Annotated in this window: 14 protein-coding genes; 6 read left to right on the forward strand and 8 right to left on the reverse strand. The window is 70.7% G+C overall.

Annotation, left to right across the window (positions count from 1 at the left end):
• Window positions 1–6: 6 nt before the first annotated feature.
• Window positions 7–1,263: an MFS transporter gene (locus tag DEJ17_RS03905; RefSeq protein ID WP_110892348.1), complete on the reverse strand. Its 1,257-nt coding sequence runs from the start codon at window positions 1,261–1,263 to the stop codon at window positions 7–9.
• A gap of 102 nt (window positions 1,264–1,365) precedes the next feature.
• Here DEJ17_RS03905 and DEJ17_RS03910 point away from each other — a divergent pair, with 102 nt between their 5' ends.
• Both DEJ17_RS03910 and DEJ17_RS03915 read left to right on the forward strand, forming a co-directional pair.
• Window positions 1,366–1,731: a helix-turn-helix transcriptional regulator gene (locus DEJ17_RS03910; RefSeq protein ID WP_110892169.1), complete on the forward strand. Its 366-nt coding sequence runs from the start codon at window positions 1,366–1,368 to the stop codon at window positions 1,729–1,731.
• Window positions 1,732–1,751: 20 nt separating this feature from the next.
• Window positions 1,752–3,314, forward strand: a complete 1,563-nt coding sequence (locus DEJ17_RS03915; protein WP_258366642.1) for a methyltransferase — start codon at window positions 1,752–1,754, stop codon at window positions 3,312–3,314.
• Between the two features lie 3 nt (window positions 3,315–3,317).
• On the opposite strand, the gene DEJ17_RS03920 is transcribed toward DEJ17_RS03915, so the two are convergent.
• Window positions 3,318–4,181, reverse strand: coding sequence for an NAD(P)-dependent oxidoreductase (locus DEJ17_RS03920; protein ID WP_110892350.1), 864 nt, complete (start codon window positions 4,179–4,181; stop codon window positions 3,318–3,320).
• 193 nt (window positions 4,182–4,374) lie between these two features.
• Here DEJ17_RS03920 and DEJ17_RS03925 point away from each other — a divergent pair, with 193 nt between their 5' ends.
• Entirely contained in the window at window positions 4,375–4,806 is a 432-nt protein-coding gene (locus DEJ17_RS03925; RefSeq protein WP_110892170.1) for a hypothetical protein, read from the forward strand.
• 48 nt (window positions 4,807–4,854) lie between these two features.
• Here DEJ17_RS03925 and DEJ17_RS03930 read toward each other — a convergent pair whose 3' ends face one another.
• Complete coding sequence (locus DEJ17_RS03930) at window positions 4,855–5,445, reverse strand: TetR/AcrR family transcriptional regulator (RefSeq protein ID WP_110892171.1); 591 nt, start codon at window positions 5,443–5,445, stop codon at window positions 4,855–4,857.
• A 175-nt stretch (window positions 5,446–5,620) separates the two neighbouring features.
• Between DEJ17_RS03930 and DEJ17_RS03935 the strand changes: the two genes are divergently transcribed.
• A complete protein-coding gene (locus DEJ17_RS03935; RefSeq protein ID WP_110892172.1) occupies window positions 5,621–8,101 on the forward strand; it encodes a glycoside hydrolase family 3 protein in 2,481 nt (826 codons plus the stop codon).
• 478 nt (window positions 8,102–8,579) lie between these two features.
• Here the strand turns inward: DEJ17_RS03935 and DEJ17_RS03940 are convergent, their stop codons facing one another.
• Window positions 8,580–9,593 (reverse strand): LLM class flavin-dependent oxidoreductase, encoded by a 1,014-nt coding sequence (locus DEJ17_RS03940; RefSeq protein WP_110892173.1) that lies wholly within the window; start codon window positions 9,591–9,593, stop codon window positions 8,580–8,582.
• 122 nt (window positions 9,594–9,715) lie between these two features.
• Between DEJ17_RS03940 and DEJ17_RS03945 the strand changes: the two genes are divergently transcribed.
• Window positions 9,716–12,286: an RNA helicase gene (locus DEJ17_RS03945; RefSeq protein WP_110892174.1), complete on the forward strand. Its 2,571-nt coding sequence runs from the start codon at window positions 9,716–9,718 to the stop codon at window positions 12,284–12,286.
• Window positions 12,287–12,440: 154 nt separating this feature from the next.
• Here DEJ17_RS03945 and DEJ17_RS03950 read toward each other — a convergent pair whose 3' ends face one another.
• From DEJ17_RS03950 to DEJ17_RS03960, 3 genes are all read right to left on the reverse strand, one after another.
• Entirely contained in the window at window positions 12,441–12,962 is a 522-nt protein-coding gene (locus tag DEJ17_RS03950) for a ribonuclease H (RefSeq protein ID WP_027465941.1), read from the reverse strand.
• Between the two features lie 100 nt (window positions 12,963–13,062).
• A complete protein-coding gene (locus tag DEJ17_RS03955; protein ID WP_146239610.1) occupies window positions 13,063–13,653 on the reverse strand; it encodes a hypothetical protein in 591 nt (196 codons plus the stop codon).
• Complete coding sequence (locus DEJ17_RS03960) at window positions 13,650–14,480, reverse strand: LysM peptidoglycan-binding domain-containing protein (RefSeq protein ID WP_146239611.1); 831 nt, start codon at window positions 14,478–14,480, stop codon at window positions 13,650–13,652. The genes DEJ17_RS03955 and DEJ17_RS03960 overlap by 4 nt, the downstream gene beginning before the upstream one ends.
• Before the next feature lie 118 nt (window positions 14,481–14,598).
• Here DEJ17_RS03960 and DEJ17_RS03965 point away from each other — a divergent pair, with 118 nt between their 5' ends.
• Window positions 14,599–14,937 (forward strand): hypothetical protein, encoded by a 339-nt coding sequence (locus DEJ17_RS03965; RefSeq protein ID WP_110892177.1) that lies wholly within the window; start codon window positions 14,599–14,601, stop codon window positions 14,935–14,937.
• Between the two features lie 5 nt (window positions 14,938–14,942).
• Here the strand turns inward: DEJ17_RS03965 and DEJ17_RS03970 are convergent, their stop codons facing one another.
• Window positions 14,943–15,761 carry an aldo/keto reductase gene (locus DEJ17_RS03970; protein ID WP_110892178.1) on the reverse strand — a complete coding sequence of 273 codons (819 nt, stop codon included), beginning with the start codon at window positions 15,759–15,761 and terminating at the stop codon, window positions 14,943–14,945.
• Between the last annotated feature and the right edge of the window lie 184 nt (window positions 15,762–15,945).

Raw genomic sequence — 15,945 nt, forward strand, 5'->3', positions numbered from 1 at the left:
GCGGCGCTAGTCGGCGGAAGCGACCCGGATCGAGCCTGTTACGGTGCGCTCGATGACCTCGGCGGCGCGCTCCTCGACCTCGGCGGCGTCCTTCGACGACAGCTGCAGCACGAGGGCGACGACCGCGGCGAGCACGATGAAGCCGCCGTACCCGGCGATGACCGGAACGAGGCCGACCGAGGGCTCGAGCAGGCCTCCGATGACCGAGGGAACCCCGAACGCCAGGTAGCTGACGACGTAGATCGTGGAGAGCAGTCCGGCGCGGTGGGTCGGGGCAGCGGTGGCGAGCAGCATCCGCAGCGGCGCCTGGAACCCGGCGCCGAAGCCGACACCGGCGATGGCGCTGCCGACGACCATGCCCGGCAGGGAGTGCGCGAAGACGAACGACACGGTGACGATCGGGCCGAGCACGAGCGCGACGAGCCCGAGCAGGACCGCGCGACGGGTGTCCATCCGCTGGATCGCCAGGCCGGTCAGGGCACCGACGCCGGTGACCACGGCGATGAGCGCACCGGCGGCGAAGTGGTTCGTGATGCCGAACACCGCGCCGAGCGCCGAGGGCACGAGCGACAGGAACATGCCGCCGAGTGCCCAGCTGGCGACGAGCGAACCGGCGACGCCGCGGAACAGCCGGCGCGAGGACCGCGGCACGCTGATCGTCGGGCGCAGGGAGCGGAGTGCTCCGGGGCGACGCTGCACCTGCTCGGGGACGACGAACAACGCGAGCACCAGCAGCACGAGGAGCGCGCCGAACAGCAGGTAGACGAGCTGCTCCGGCGCCGGACCCCACTGCACCAGCGCGCCGCTCGACATCGCACCGGTGGCCAGGGCGATCGGCGGGATGACGCCGTTCAGCACGCCGGCCATGGTGGGGTGGCGTTCGAGGGAGTTGTCGATGAGGGCCGCGCCGAGGGCCCCGATGAGCAGGCCGACCGAGACACCCTGCACGATCCGGTCGACGATGAGCGCGACGACCCCGTCCGCCATCGCGAACAGGCCGAGCGACAGTGCGACGCCCAGGCCGCCGACGACGAGCACGGGCTTCCGACCGACGTGGTCGGACAGCCGCCCCGCGACGAGCAGGCTCGCCAGCAGGCCGGCGACGTAGATGGCGAAGACCCCGGTGAGCATGAGCGGGGTGAGGTGCCACTCGGCTGCGTAGACCGGGTAGATGGGCGACGGGACGGCCGACGACGCGACCGAGACCAGGAGCATCGCCGCCAGGATCCAGAACCCGGCGACTGAACGAGCTGACTGGTGCATGCGCACCCCTTCCATCTCCGTGCAGTACGACTGCATTCGTACCGTACCCGAACAGTACGACGCAAGTCGTACAGCAAGCCGAACGGTGGTAGCGTCCCGTCCATGCCCGCGCACGTCGATGCTCCTGAACGGCTGCCGCAGCCGTCCGTGGCCGAGATGGACCTCCCCGTCGTGATGGACGCCCTGAGCGACCCGATCCGGCTTGCGATCCTGCACCGCTACCTGGTCGACGCGGCCGGGGGTGAGCGCAGCTGCGGCTGGGTCGGCATCGACCGGCCGAAGTCCACGCTGACCCACCACTTCCGGGTCCTGCGCGAGGCCGGTCTGCTCGAGCAGCACCTGGAGGGCCTGACCCGCGTCAGCCGCGTCCGCGTCGAGGACGTGCAGCAGCGGTTCGCCGGGCTCCTCGACCTGGTGCTCGACTGGCAGGTCCCCGCCGTCCTGCTGCGTGAGGGGATCGCCTCGTGAGCACCGGCGGGAGCGCCGGCGTGGACACTTTGCACACGCTGCCGTCGATCGTCGCGGACCCTGCTGTCACCACGGCGCTCGCCGCGGACCTCGACGCCGCCGGCTTCACCGTCGACCGGCTCGACTCGCTGTGGGGCGCCGAGGCCGCCGCATCGCTGCACCGCGGTTCGCGGGTCGCCGCCCTCCGTGCGCTCGCCGCCCGCGAGACCACGCCGCTCGGCACCCTGGCGACGCTGTTCGTGCTCGGCCTGCCGGTCGCTCAGGCCGACGCCGCAGCCGCGTTCCCGACCGCCGGGCTCCGCGCCGTCATCGCCGCGGGTCTGCTGCGCGGCGAAGGCGAAGGCGCCGACGCGCTCGTCCACCCCACCGTCGACCTGCGCCCCTACGCCTTCGTGGACGACCTCGGCGCCGGCAGCTGGTGGATCGTCTCCGACCTCGGCGAGCTCGCCCTCGGGCACGCCATCAGCGAGGAACACGTGCTCGGCATCGGCGGAGCCACCACCACACTGAGCGGCTTGCAGGTGCCCGTGCCGGTCCGGCGCGTGCTCGACCTCGGCACCGGGTGTGGCATCCAGGCGATGCACGCCAGACGCTTCGCCGACCAGGTGGTCGCCACCGACATCTCGCGCCGTGCCCTCGACATCGCCCGGTTCAACGCCCAGCTGAACGGCATCGAGGGCATCGACTTCCGGGTCGGTTCGCTGTTCGAGCCGGTCGCGGGAGAGCGCTTCGACCGGATCGTCTCGAACCCACCCTTCGTCATCACACCCCGTCGCGAGGGTGTGCCGTCCTACGAGTACCGCGACGGCGGCATGGTCGGCGACGCCCTGGTCGAGACGGTGCTCCGCGGCCTCGAGGCACACCTGGAGCCCGGCGGCACCGCCCAGCTCCTCGGCAACTGGGAGTACCACTGGGGCGTCGACGGCCTGGACCGCGTGCGCGCCTGGTTCGCCGACACCGATCTCGACGTGTGGGTGATCGAGCGCGAGCGGCAGGACCCGACGTCCTACGCCGAGACCTGGATCCGCGACGGCGGGACGAAGCCCGGCACGGCCGAGTTCGACACCCTGATGGGCGCTTGGCTCGACGACTTCGCGGACCGTCGCGTCACCGGCGTCGGCTTCGGCTACGTCGTGGTGCGTCGACCCCTGCCTGGAGGCCCGTCCGGCCTCCGCCGGTTCGAGCGCGTCCCCGAGACGCTCGGCTCCAACCCCGCGGGCCTCGGCGCGACGGTCGCCCGCGTCCTCGACGCGGCCGCCTGGCTCGCCGCGCACGACGACACCGCGCTCGCCGCCGCCCACCTGTCGGTGGCCGGTGACGTCACCGAGGAGCGGTACTACTGGCCGGGCAACGACGACCCCACGGTGATGACCCTGGTGCAGGGTGGCGGGCTCGGGCGCCGGGTGGACGCGGACACCGCACTCGCGGCGTTCGTGGGCGCGTGCGACGGCGACCTGTCCGTCGCGGCGATCATCGGTGCGCTCGCGCAGATCACCGGCGTGGACGAGCAGGCGCTCGCCGCCGACCTGCTGCCGGCGGCGCGCGACCTGGTGCTCGACGGGCTGCTCGTCCCCGCCGCCTGACGATCAGGCGCGGTGGTCGCGCCAGCTGTGCTCGGGCGTATAGCCGAGGAGTTCGCGGGCCTTCTCGGACGACAGCAGCGAGCTGACGCCGTCGATGTCCGCACGGCGCTCGATGTCCGGCACGAAGCGTTCGACGAGCTCGATGGTCGGGGTGTCCATCACCGTGTCGGGGCTCGCGATGACGAACGCCTCGAACCCGGTCAGGTCGGCCTCGAGCGACTTGCGGACGGCCTGGGCCCCGTCGCGCGAGTCGATGTACGACCACAGGTTGAACGTCTTCGCCTCGGGGGTGGCGTCCCACGGGAACGCCGGGTAGTCGGTCTCGTCCATCACGTTCGAGAAGCGCAGCCCGATCATCTTCAGCTCCGGGTCCCAGCGCGTGAAGTGGCGGGCCATCTCCTCTTCCACCGCCTTGCCGAGCGAGTACGACGACTGCGGGCGGACGGCGAATTCCTCGTCGACCGGCAGGTAGGGCGGGTGGTGCTCGCCCATCGGGATGCCGAGCAGGGTCTCGCTCGACGCCCACACGACGTTCTTGATCTTCGCGGCACGGGCGGCGTGGAAGACGTTGATCGACGAGGTCACGTTGTTCGTGATGAGGGCCACGTCGGGCACCTGCCCCGGGGCCGGCACCGCCGCGAGGTGCACGACGGCGTCGACGTGGTCGTACCGGTCGTCGATGCCGAGCAGGGCGTTCAGGACCTGGCCGTGGTCGGTCAGGTCGATCCGCACGAACGGGACACGCTCGGGCTTGTCGGGCGAGGGGACACGGTCGAGCAGGACCACGTCGTACCCGTGCGCATCGAGGTCGCGCACCACCGCTCGTCCGAGCTTGCCGCTGCCACCGGTCACCACTACACGCGTCATCGCGTCACTCCACATCGTCGTCGGAACACACCCTGGCGGGCACCGACCATCCTGCCCCGACGCACCTGACGCGACCAGGCCCTGTCCGTACCCCGGAGCTGGCGTCGCAGATCGTTTCAGATGTCAACGCTCATATGCCAGGGTGGGCACCATGGGCGTCGACCGGCGGTCACATCAGCAACGGATGGGTGGAATGAGCGAGATAGCGAACCTCGTCGACGGAGGAAGGATCGGTGATGCCGTCCGAGCCGCCCACGGGCTCACCCCGCAGCGGGTCCGTGAACTTCTCTTTGCTTCTGGTGGGTTCATGCAGGACTCTGGCCCGTACGACGAGTTCTTCCGTCGCTGGTACGTTACGCTCGAGAGCCCGTACCTGCGGGCCGAAGCAGCGGATCGGTTCTGCCAGGCGTACCTGACCGAACTGGCCGACGTCCCTGGTGCCGAGCACTACGGAGCGGCCTTGTCGACCGACTCGAAGCGAGCGGTGCGTGACCACCTCGCGCGGGAGATGCGGGGCCGGAACATCTCAGATTGGTCGATGTCTCCGGAGGAACCCCTCTCGAAGACGCAGGTCCGCGCGTGGAGCACCGCGGCGGACGAACTCGCTGCCGTGCGCTTGCCCTGACCACTTCGCCGGCGGGAGGCTCGGTGCGGACGTGCGCTGCGCCTCCGGTCAGGCGGTGGGGGCGACCTGGGCGATCGCGAGGCGGGCGACGAGTTCGACGTGCTCGGCCATGTCGCGGGTGGGATCGAACAGCCACTGGATCTGCATGCCGTCGGAGACCGCGAGCAGCACGCTAGTGAGCTGATCGGGGTCGATGTCGGTGCGGAGGCGGCCGTCCTGCTGCATCGTGCGGAAGTCGGCGGACAGCTCGCGGCGGCTGCGCTCGTAGCGCTCGCGGAAGTACTCGTGCGCCGGGTGCTCGGCATCGGTGGCCGCTGCGGCGGAGAGGTTGACGAACATCTGCACCAGGCCGGGGACCTCGGCGTTGTGCCGCACGATCGCGGCGAGCAGTGCGGCGGGGTCCGCGGCCTGCCAGTCGTGCGCGAGGTCGAGTTCGTCACGGCGGCGGAGGATCTCGACCCAGAGCTCGTCCTTCGAGTCGAAGTAGTGCAGCAGTCCGGCCTGGGTCAGCTCCACGGCGTCGGCGATGTCCTTGATGCTCGTCCGCCGGAAGCCCTGCGACGCCACGAGGTCCAGCGCGACCGTCAGGATCTCCTCGCGCTTCGCGATGCCCTTTGCGTACGAACCCCGTCGTGCCATGGCCAGACTGTACCGCTCGCGGGAGACCCGGAGAAACCAAGCAACGGTTGGTTTTGGGTGGTACGGTGCAGGAGCTGCCAGCGCGGGCGGCGAACCCGGTGGATGGTGGGTGGGGCGACGAGGCCCTGGCCGTCCAGGCGGCGCCCCGCGGCCCTGAACGAGAGGACCGACCACCGTGACCACCGTGAACGACGCGAGCACTGCCTCCAGTCCGGCGACGCCGCTGCCCGAGCGCATCGATGCGCTCCTCGGCCAGCTGACCACCGACGAGAAGGTGCAGCTGCTCACCGGACGTGACTTCTGGACCACCTGGCCCATCGAGAAGATCGGGCTGCGCCGGATCCTGATGTCGGACGGACCTTCGGGCGTGCGCGGCGAGGTGTGGGACGAGCGTGACCCGTCGCTGAACCTGCCGTCGGCAACCGCGCTGAGTGCCTCGTGGGACCGCGCGATCGCGAAGCGCTACGGCGCCGCCGCCGCGGTGGAGGCCCGCCGCAAGGGCGTCGACGTCGTGCTCGGCCCGACCATCAACCTGCACCGGTCCCCGCTCGGTGGCCGGCACTTCGAGGCGTTCAGCGAGGACCCGGTGCTCACCGGTGACCTGGCGGCGTCGTACGTCGACGGCGTGCAGGAGAACGGTGTCGCCGCGACCCCGAAGCACTACATCGCGAACGACTACGAGACCGACCGCTTCACCGCGTCCACCGAGGTGTCGGACCGCGCCCTGCGCGAGCTGTACCTCTTGGCGTTCGAGAAGGCCGTGACCGAGGCGCACGCCTGGGCGATCATGTCGTCCTACAACGCGATCAACGGCGTGACGGCATCGGAGAACGACCTGCTCGAGACCCCGCTCAACTCGGAGTGGGGCTTCGACGGCATCGTCGTGTCCGACTGGACCGGGGTGCGTTCGGTGGACTCGGCGAAGGCGTCGCAGGACGTCGCGATGCCCGGGCCGAACCCGTGGTGGAGCGAGGGCCCGCTGCTCGCCGCAGTCCAGTCCGGCGAAGTGCCGATGGCGGCGATCGACCGCAAGGTCCGCCGGATCCTGACCCTGGCCGCCCGCGTCGGCGCGCTCGAGGGCTTCGAGCCCGTCGCCGCGTCGCCCGTGCACGTCGAGGACGGGATCGCGTTCGTGCGCGAGGCCGAGGCCGAGGGTACGGTCCTGGTCCGCAACACCGGTGTCCTGCCGCTCGACGCCCCTGCCGTGTCACGCATCGCGGTGATCGGGCACAACGCCGACCAGGCCCGCACGCAGGGCGGTGGCTCGGCCACGGTCGTGCCGTCGCAGGTCGTGTCACCGCTGGACGGCATCCGTTCGGCCTTCCCCGGCGCGAGCGTGGACTACGCGATCGGCGCCGTCGTGCAGGAGGGCATCGCGGAGTTCCCGCTGTCCACCATCACGAACCCCGGCACCGGCGAACCCGGTGCGCGGGTCGCGTTCGTCAAGGACGGCGAGGAGCTGTTCGTCGAGGACCGCCGCGCGACGGCGCTGTTCTGGTTCGGCGGCGACGCCCCGATCCGTCAGGCGGACCGGCTCGACATCACCACCACCTACACGGCCGAGTCGACCGGGACCGTGCGGTTCGGCATCGGCGCGGCCGGCCGGTCACGCATGTGGATCGACGGCGAGCTGCTGCTCGACGAGGACGTGCCGTTCGAGGGCGACCAGCTCGGTGCCGCGTTCCTCAACCCGCCGGCGCGGTCGGTGCCGGTCGAGGTGATCGCGGGACAGCAGGTCGCGATCCGCATCGAGTACGACGTGGTGCAGGACGAGACGCTCGGCGGCGTGCTGGCGTACCAGTTCGGCACCGAGCCGTCGGACGACGACCCCGCCGTGCTGATCGAGGCCGCGGTGGACGCCGCCCGTGGTGCGGACGTCGCCGTCGTCGTGGTCGGCACGAACTCCAAGGTCGAGTCCGAGGGCTACGACCGCTCCTCGCTGGCACTCCCCGGTCACCAGGACGACCTGGTGCGCGCCGTCGCCGCGGCGAACCCGAACACCGTGGTCGTCGTGAACGCCGGGTCGCCGGTCGAGATGCCGTGGCGGAACGACGTCGCCGCGGTGCTGCTGACATGGTTCGGCGGGCAGGAGTACGGCAACGCCCTGGCCGATGTGCTGACCGGGACGCAGGAGCCCGGCGGCCGCCTGCCCACCACGTGGCCCGTCGCGATGGCAGACGTCCCGGTGCTCGACGTCACCCCGGTGGACGGCAAGGTCGCCTACGACGAGGGCGTCCACGTCGGGTACCGGGCCTGGCTGCGGGCCGGCACCGAGCCCGCGTACCCGTTCGGGCACGGCCTCGGCTACACCACGTGGTCGATCGAGGGCTTGTCCGCGACCCCGACCGTGCGCGAGGGCGACGCCGTCATCGTCACGGCGACCGTCGCGAACACGGGTGACCGCGCCGGCAAGCACGTCGTGCAGGTCTACGCGTCCCGTGCGGAGTCGGCGGTCGACCGCCCGGTGCGCTGGCTGGTCGGGTTCGCCCCGGTCCGGCTCGCCGCAGGCGCCTCGACGGAGGTCTCGATCGAGGTCCCGGCGCGTGCCTTCGCTCACTGGGACGGCTCGTGGCAGTACGAGTCGGGGACCTTCACGCTGCACGTCGGCGCCTCGGTCGTCGACGACGCCGGAACCGCGTCCCTCGAACTGGAGTGACGAAGTCGTCCGGTTTCCGCGCAGCTCCCAACTCCATTCAGTAACATCGTTCTGCGCGAGTCGGCTGGTTACCGTCCGCGCACGCACCGACTACGGGGTCGCTGGGTGAGCGACTCGGTCTCCTGATCCGGCCGTTGTCGCCCTGGCCTCCCCGGTGCGTCCCAGAATGCGTCCCCGCGTCCGCGCGGGGACGCATTCGTCGTTCCGGCACGGAACCGCATCGGTGAACCGGTTGACGCACTTCGTCCCGCCTCGGAAAAACGAGTGACACTTGGTCAACTTTCTACGTCCCGGGTGCGCGGATCGGTGTGACAAACCGCTCGGTAGGTGGAACGATGGGTGCACCATCTCGTACGGATCAGGGACGAGATGGTCATCCGGTCGGGCTCTGTGAGACTCACCAACTCGTCCAGAGCCCACCGGATGCCCTTGACTCTCGGTGGCAGGCTCGCAGTGATCAGGCCCGCGGTGCCGGTGCTCAGGCCCGCAGGGCGGGTGCGATCTCCTCGGCCACGATGCGCAGGATCCGCTCGTGCGCCGCGCGGTCGCCGTTCGCCGGCAGGGTGATGACGAGTTCGTCGGTGGCGGTGACCGCCGGGTCGGTGAGCAGTGCGTCGACGATGCCGGCCGGTTCGCCGGACACGACCTTGCTGAAGCGGAACGGCGGGGTGCCCGAGAGCGGTCGGCCCTCGTCGTCCATGCCCGATGCGTAGCCGGTCAGGAACTCCTGGTGCACGGCGCGGTCGTGGTCGTCGAGGAGCGGCACGACGATCCGGCCCACCGCGACCTTGGACTCGCGCTGCGGGTGGAGCTCGGCGAACCGTTCGCGGTAGGCGGCGATCTGTTCGGCCTGTGCCTGCGCGAACGGCGCACCGGTGTCCTCGGTGTTCAGGGTCGAGCAGTGCAGCAGGAGCCCCTTCTCGGCGGTGCGGACCGCCGTGCCCATGCTGCCGCCGCCCCACCACACGCGCTCGCGCAGGCCCGGACTGAGCGGCTGCAGGGTCAGGTCGGCTCCGGCGGGGATGCTCTCGTAGCCCTTGCCGGCACTGCCGAGGGGCTCACCCTGGAGGACCTCGAGCAGGCGTGCGGCGCGCGCCTCGGCCTCGTCGCGGAAGCTGCGGTCGACCGTGCCGAACACCGGGTCGAGGATCGGGCCGTACCCGGCGATGCCCGTGCTGATGCCGAGCTGCACCCGGCCGCCGCTCAGCAGGTCGACGGTGCTGGCGTCCTCGGCCAGGCGCACCGGGTCCTCGTAGCGCATCCCGAGCACGGCGGTGCCGAACGCGATGGTGCTGGTGCGCTGCGCTGCGGCCGCGAAGAAGGTCATCGGGCTCGTCAGGTACGGCTCGAAGTGCCGACCGCGTACCCAGCCCGTCCCGTAGCCGAGCGACTCGGCGGTCTCGAACAGGCGCAGCCCGTCCTCCAGGGCGCCGGCGGCGCCCCCGGTGCCACCGTGGTTCGGGACGAAGGAGAGGAAGCCGAGTTCGCGCATGACGCGAGTCTATGCGCACGTATCGAAATGGGCCCGAGTCGGTGACCGGGCGGACGGGAGGCCCGTGGCGGCGCCGCACCGGGCCTCCCGTCCGGCACATGCGCACCTGGGAGGATGGGCACATGACCGACGTCACCACCGTGCCCCCGCTCGTCGCCGCGATCCCGGCGGCGGTGGACGGCGTCGTCGATCCCGACGAGGTCTACGAGGCCTTCGCAGCCTGGGCCGCCGAGGGCGGCCGGCCGCTGTACCCGGCGCAGGACGAAGCGGTCATCGAGCTCGTCTCCGGCGCGAACGTCGTGCTGAGCACACCGACCGGCACCGGGAAGTCGCTCGTCGCAGCCGGCGCGCACTTCGCGGCGCTCGCCGAGGGCAAGCGGAGCTACTACACGGCGCCGATCAAGGCGCTGGTGTCCGAGAAGTTCTTCCAGCTCGTCGAGCTGTTCGGTGCGCAGAACGTCGGCATGGTCACCGGTGACTCGAGCGTCAACGCCGACGCGCCGATCGTCTGCTGCACCGCCGAGATCCTGGCGAACCTGGCGCTGCGGCAGGGGCCGGACGCCGACGTGGACGTCGTCGTCATGGACGAGTTCCACTTCTACGGCGACCCCGACCGCGGCTGGGCGTGGCAGGTGCCGCTGCTCGTGCTCGAGCGTGCGCAGTTCCTGCTCATGTCGGCGACCCTCGGCGACGTCACCACCATCGCCGACGACCTGTCCCGACGCACCGGACGGCCCACCGCCCGCGTGACCGGTGTCTCCCGACCCGTGCCGCTCGAGTACCAGTACGTGATGACGCCCGTGCAGGAGACGGTGGAACGGCTGCTCGAGGAGGGCAAGGCGCCGATCTACATCGTGCACTTCGCCCAGGCCGCAGCCCTCGAACGGGCGCAGTCGCTGATGTCCGCGAAGGTCGCGTCACGCGAACGCCGCGACCAGATCGCGGACGCCATCGCCGGCTTCCGCTTCAGCGCCGGGTTCGGGCAGACCCTGTCGCGGCTGATCCGGGCCGGCATCGGCGTGCACCACGCCGGCATGCTGCCGAAGTACCGACGGCTCGTCGAGCAGCTCGCCCAGCGCGGCCTGCTGCCCGTCATCTGCGGAACCGACACCCTGGGCGTCGGGATCAACGTGCCGATCCGGTCCGTGCTGTTCACCGGGCTGACGAAGTTCGACGGCACGAAGATGCGCCAGCTGTCCGCGCGGGAGTTCCACCAGATCGCCGGTCGTGCCGGACGTGCCGGCTACGACACCGAGGGTGACGTCGTCGCCGAGGCACCCGAGCACGACATCGAGAACGCCCGCGCCGTCGCCAAGGCCGGCGACGACCCGAAGAAGAAGAACAAGATCAAGCGGAAGAAGGCACCGGAGGGCTTCGTGTCCTGGGGGCAGGCGTCGTTCGAACGGCTGATCGCGGCCGAGCCCGAGGCGATGGTCTCCCGCATGCGGATCACGCACGCGATGGTGCTGTCCGTCGTCGCCCGTGGCGGGGACGCCTTCGCGGACGTCCGGTCGCTGGTCTACGACAACCACGAACCGCGATCGCGCCAGCTCGCGATGGCACGGCGGGCACTCGTCATCGCGCGGACCCTCATCAACGCGCGCGTGATCGAGAAGGTCGACGGCGCCTACCGCCTCACAGTCGACATCGCGCCGAACTTCGCGCTCAATCAGCCACTGTCGCCGTTCGCGCTCGCCGCGTTCGAGTTGCTCGACCCTTCTTCTCCCACCTATGCGCTGGACATGGTCTCGGTCGTGGAGGCCACGCTCGACGACCCGCGGGCGATCCTGTCGCAGCAGCAGTTCAAGGAGCGCGGCGAGGCCGTCGCCCGCATGAAGCAGGAGGGGATCGAGTACGAGGAGCGGATGGAGCTGCTCGAGGAGGTCACCTGGCCTCGCCCGCTGTCCGAGCTGTTGGAGGCCGCGTACGAGGCCTACGCCGCCGAACAGCCCTGGGTGCTCGACTTCCAGCTGTCCCCGAAGGCCGTCGTCCGCGACATGTACGAACGCGCGATGACCTTCGGTGACTTCGTGCGCTTCTACCAGCTCACCCGGTCCGAGGGGCTCGTGCTCCGCTACCTGTCCGACGCGTACCGGACCATGCGGCAGACCATCGCCGAGGAACAGCGGACCCAGGAGCTCGACGACCTGATCGAGTGGCTGGGCGAGGTCGTGCGGCAGACCGACTCCTCGCTCGTCGACGAGTGGGAGGCGCTGCTCAACGGCGACGTCCTGCTGGCATCCGAGGAGCACGAGGAGATCGCGCCGCCGCAGCCCGCACGGCTCACCGGCAACGCGCGGGCGTTCCGGGTGCTCGTGCGCAACGCCCTGTTCCAGCGGGTGCTGCTCGCCGCCGCCGACGACATCGACGGGCTCGGGGAACTCGACGCGACCGTCGGCTTCGACCGATCGGCGTGGGACAACGTGCTCGAGGAGTACTACGAGGAGCACGACAGCATCGGCACCGATGCCGACGCGCGCTCCATGCAGTACCTGGTGCTCGACGAGAGCGGCGCCACGGCGTCACCCCGGGTCTGGAAGGCACGGCAGATCTTCGCCGACCCCGAGGGCGACAAGGACTTCGGGTTCTCGGCGACGATCAACCTGGACGCCTCGGACGAGGTCGGCGAGGCCGTCGTCCGTGTCACCGAGATCGGGCGGTTCGACGGGTGGGCCGAGGTCGACGTCGACTGAGCGGGGCGGGGCGTGTCGGCTCGGGGCTCGGGGCCGCTCCGGCTTGGGGGTCGCCGCACCACGACCACCACGCGCTCGGGTGTCGACCCGGCGTCGGGGGAGCAGATCACGCAGCAGGAGCGGCGCGACGGGACCTACTGACCGCCCGGTTGGGTCAGAAGAGGGTCGCGGGCGGGGTCGCGTCGGGCAGCGCAGACGGCTCGGGGACCTCGGCGCCGGGCCAACCCGGACCGTGCGGCACGTCGGTGCCGTTCTGGAACGCGGTGGCAGCGCCACGGGCACGCACGTCGGCGGCCTCGTTCATCTCGTGACCGACGTGGCCGCGGACCCACTCGAACGTGACCTTGCGGCCCTGCAGTTCCGCGTCGAGTTCCTTGATGATCTCGACGTTGAGGACCGGCTTGCCGTCGGCCTTCCGCCAGCCCTTGCGCTTCCAGCCGGCGAGCCACTCGGTGCAGGCCTTGATGGCGTACTGGCTGTCACACAGGATGTGCAGCGGCTCGCCGGTGTCCTTCGTGGCGCGGAGCAGCTGCAGCACGGCGGTGAGCTCGCCGATGTTGTTCGTCGCGCGGGGCCAGCCACCGGCCGCCCACCGGTCGTCGTCGACGTACCAGGCCCAGCCAGCGGGGCCGGGGTTGCCGAGGGCTGAGCCGTCTGCGGCGGCGACGATCGTCACGATGGGACCTCCTGGTGGTGCCGGGGTGCGCGGTGGTGCTGGTCCACCGTAACGGACCACGCCGACGGCTCACGCTCCGGCGTTCTGCACCGGTGCGTGGTCAGCGCGGGGCGACCGCTTCCAGGGCGTCGAGCAGCCCGACGACGTCGGTGACGTCGTAGAAGGCGAAGTCTCTCCGCATACCGAACAGTCCGTCGAGACCGGTGTTCGCGTACTGCCGGATCGCGTCCGTGCCGCCCCAGAAAAGGGTGTCGAGGTCGCCGGTGTCGTTCCACTCGACCGACACGTGCTCATCCATCAGGTCGGTTCCGCGGTCGGTGCGACGGATGTCGGTCTCCCGACTCACCCTTCCGGAGACGATCAGCGCGCGCTGGTCGGTGACGGCGTAGACCTCGGTGCGCTTGCGGTGACGCTTCACGAGGAAGCGGCCACCGCCCATGTGCAGGCTGGCCACGACGGACACAACCAACAGCACCAGCACCAGCGGATGTGCTCCGTCGCGGATGGCCAGAACGAGCCCCGTCGTCACGGCAGCGGCGAACAACACGCTGAAGGGGACGAGCCACCGGTCGTGGAACCCCAGCATCTTCGATGGGTCACTCTGTCCCACCCAGAGCAGCCGCTCTCCGGCGCGGAGCTCGGCGGTGATCAGTGCGCGCTGGTCGGAAGTGCTCGTGACCGGCACGCTCAACGGCGCTCAGGATCGATGTTGAGCGTGCTGCCCTCGAGCAGCCAGTCGTCGTCGCGCTGCTCCATGAAGGGGTTCATCCACTGCACCTGCGCCGGCGTGATGCCGAACCGCTCCGCGACGGTCGAGAGCTCGTCGCCGTGTGCGACCAGGTAGTTCGCCGGTCGGCCATCGGCGTTGGTGACGATGCCGTAGGCGCCTGGTCGGTCCTTGCCGACGGTGACCCGGAGGTCGGGGTAGGGGTTCGGGATCTTCCACGCGAGGTCAGCGGCGGCGAGCACCGACCCCGCCCACGGGCGCTTGGACGAGTCCTCGTCGGCCACCGTCGCCGGGACGAGGACGACACTGCGCAGGTAGTCGGGGCGAGGACCCGCTTGACCCATCGTGAACGAGGTCGGGGGAGCAACCGCGGCGTCCCACTCGACTGTCTCGCGCACCGAGCCGTCGGCGCCGTCGAGCGGTTTCGCGGTCCGGTGTCGGAACTCCAGGCGCATGGGCTGCGGATTGGTCGTCCGGTACTCGGAGAGCTGAGCGTCGAAGGTACCGCGGTCGTTCGCGACCACCCGGACGTGGATGCTGGTCTCACCGCTCGGCGAGACCACGTCGGTCTCCGCCGCCACGGTGCCGGTGGGCAGCGCCTGCTCGGGCTCGGTCTCGACCGGATCGGTGCCGCGCGTCGGGTCCGGCTCGGGTTCCGCCGTGCGCTCGGCCGCCTGTCGCGTCGGTGTCGGGATCGCGTCGTCGCCGCCGAACGCCGTGCACCCGGCGAGCAGCAGCCCCACCAGTGCCGAGCCGATCACCGCGGTCGTCGCGGTCCGTGTTCGTCCCATCGTTCCCCCTCGTCGGCAGCGTAGCGGGGGCCAGGGACGTCATCGAGTGCGGGGAGCGGACCGAGCCAGACTCGTTACACGGGGCCGAGGACTACCGTCCGCTGCAGGAGGAAACACCATGAGCGACAGCATCCCGAACGCCCCCGGCCCCGAGCCGTCCGACGACCGCGCACGCAACGACGCGCTCCGCGACGCCGCTCACAGCGACGATGTCGACGGGGTCAGTGGCCGTGAGCAGCGGGCGGCGGACACGTCGTACAGCCCGTCGAGCGAGCGCGAGATGGACGCGTCCCAGACGAAGCAGCGCGACGACGGAGACTTGCGTGAGGACGGCATCGACCCGTCCAAGGTCATTGCGGCCCCCGGGACGGGCGGCGCGGACGACGCCGGCGACGTCGAGCCCGAACCGGGCGACCTGCACCTGCCGTGGCAGTCCGAGGAGGACCGCCGAGGCTAGTTCGGCTACGACACCGAGTCCGGGTGGGAGCCCGTCCGCTGCCCGGACTCGAGCGTCCCGATCGCCGCGAGCTCGTCGTCGGTGAGCTCGAACCCGTCGACGTCGAGGTTCGACCGGATCCGTGACGGCGTGACCGACTTCGGCAGCACCACCACGCCTTGCTGCACGTTCCACCGCACGAGCACCTGCGCCACGCTCACCCCGTGCGCGTCGGCGATGCCCGTCAGCACCGGCTCGTCGATCAGGCGCCCACGACCGAGCGGCGACCACGCCCCGGTCACGATGCCGTGCTGCTCGTGGAACGCGATGAGCTCGCGCTGCGGCAGCCAGGGGTGGCGTTCGACCTGGTTCAGCGCCGGCACCTCGTCGGTCTCGTCGATGAGCCGCTGCAGGTGGGGCACCTGGAAGTTCGAGACGCCGATGCTCCGCGCCCGCCCCGACTCGCGCAGTTCCACCAGCGCACGCCACGTCTCGACGTAGCGGTCGTTCGCGGCGGCCGGCCAGTGGATCAGGTAGAGGTCGACGGCGTCGAGCCCCAGCCGCTCGAGGCTGCCGTCGAACGCCCGCAGGGTCGCGTCGCGCCCCTGGTGGTCGTTCCACACCTTGGTCGTCACGAAGACGTCGTCACGGTCCAGCCCGGAGGCCCGGATCGCCTTGCCGACGCCGGTCTCGTTGCCGTACATCTCGGCGGTGTCGATGTGCCGGTAGCCGGCGTCCAGCGCGAGACCGACCGCCGTCTCTGCTTCGGCGTCGTCGACCTTGTAGACGCCGAAGCCGATCGCGGGGATCGAGCGCCCGTCGTGCAGGGGAACTGAGGTGACCATGCACCCATCCTGCCGGTGCCTGGCGGGCGCGCGCCGGGCCTCCAGGCCATCTGTGGAGAACGCGACGTGAACGCCGGGCGCACGTTCCTTCCCATATCGGCCGCGATGGCGAGTGGAAACGGGCGTACCTGGTCAGAACTTCTGACCAGATACGCCCGTTTCGACCAGGTACGCCCGGAACCGC

The organism is Curtobacterium sp. MCSS17_011 (genome assembly GCF_003224275.1).
Classification (GTDB): Bacteria; Actinomycetota; Actinomycetes; order Actinomycetales; family Microbacteriaceae; genus Curtobacterium.

Coding starts and splice junctions, on each gene's coding strand:
- DEJ17_RS03905 (WP_110892348.1), bottom strand. CDS start 1,263: ATGCACCAGTCAGCTCGTTCAGTCGCCGGGTTCTGGATCCTGGCGGCG.
- DEJ17_RS03910 (WP_110892169.1), top strand. CDS start 1,366: ATGCCCGCGCACGTCGATGCTCCTGAACGGCTGCCGCAGCCGTCCGTG.
- DEJ17_RS03920 (WP_110892350.1), bottom strand. CDS start 4,181: ATGACGCGTGTAGTGGTGACCGGTGGCAGCGGCAAGCTCGGACGAGCG.
- DEJ17_RS03925 (WP_110892170.1), top strand. CDS start 4,375: ATGAGCGAGATAGCGAACCTCGTCGACGGAGGAAGGATCGGTGATGCC.
- DEJ17_RS03930 (WP_110892171.1), bottom strand. CDS start 5,445: ATGGCACGACGGGGTTCGTACGCAAAGGGCATCGCGAAGCGCGAGGAG.
- DEJ17_RS03940 (WP_110892173.1), bottom strand. CDS start 9,593: ATGCGCGAACTCGGCTTCCTCTCCTTCGTCCCGAACCACGGTGGCACC.
- DEJ17_RS03945 (WP_110892174.1), top strand. CDS start 9,716: ATGACCGACGTCACCACCGTGCCCCCGCTCGTCGCCGCGATCCCGGCG.
- DEJ17_RS03960 (WP_146239611.1), bottom strand. CDS start 14,480: ATGGGACGAACACGGACCGCGACGACCGCGGTGATCGGCTCGGCACTG.
- DEJ17_RS03965 (WP_110892177.1), top strand. CDS start 14,599: ATGAGCGACAGCATCCCGAACGCCCCCGGCCCCGAGCCGTCCGACGAC.
- DEJ17_RS03970 (WP_110892178.1), bottom strand. CDS start 15,761: ATGGTCACCTCAGTTCCCCTGCACGACGGGCGCTCGATCCCCGCGATC.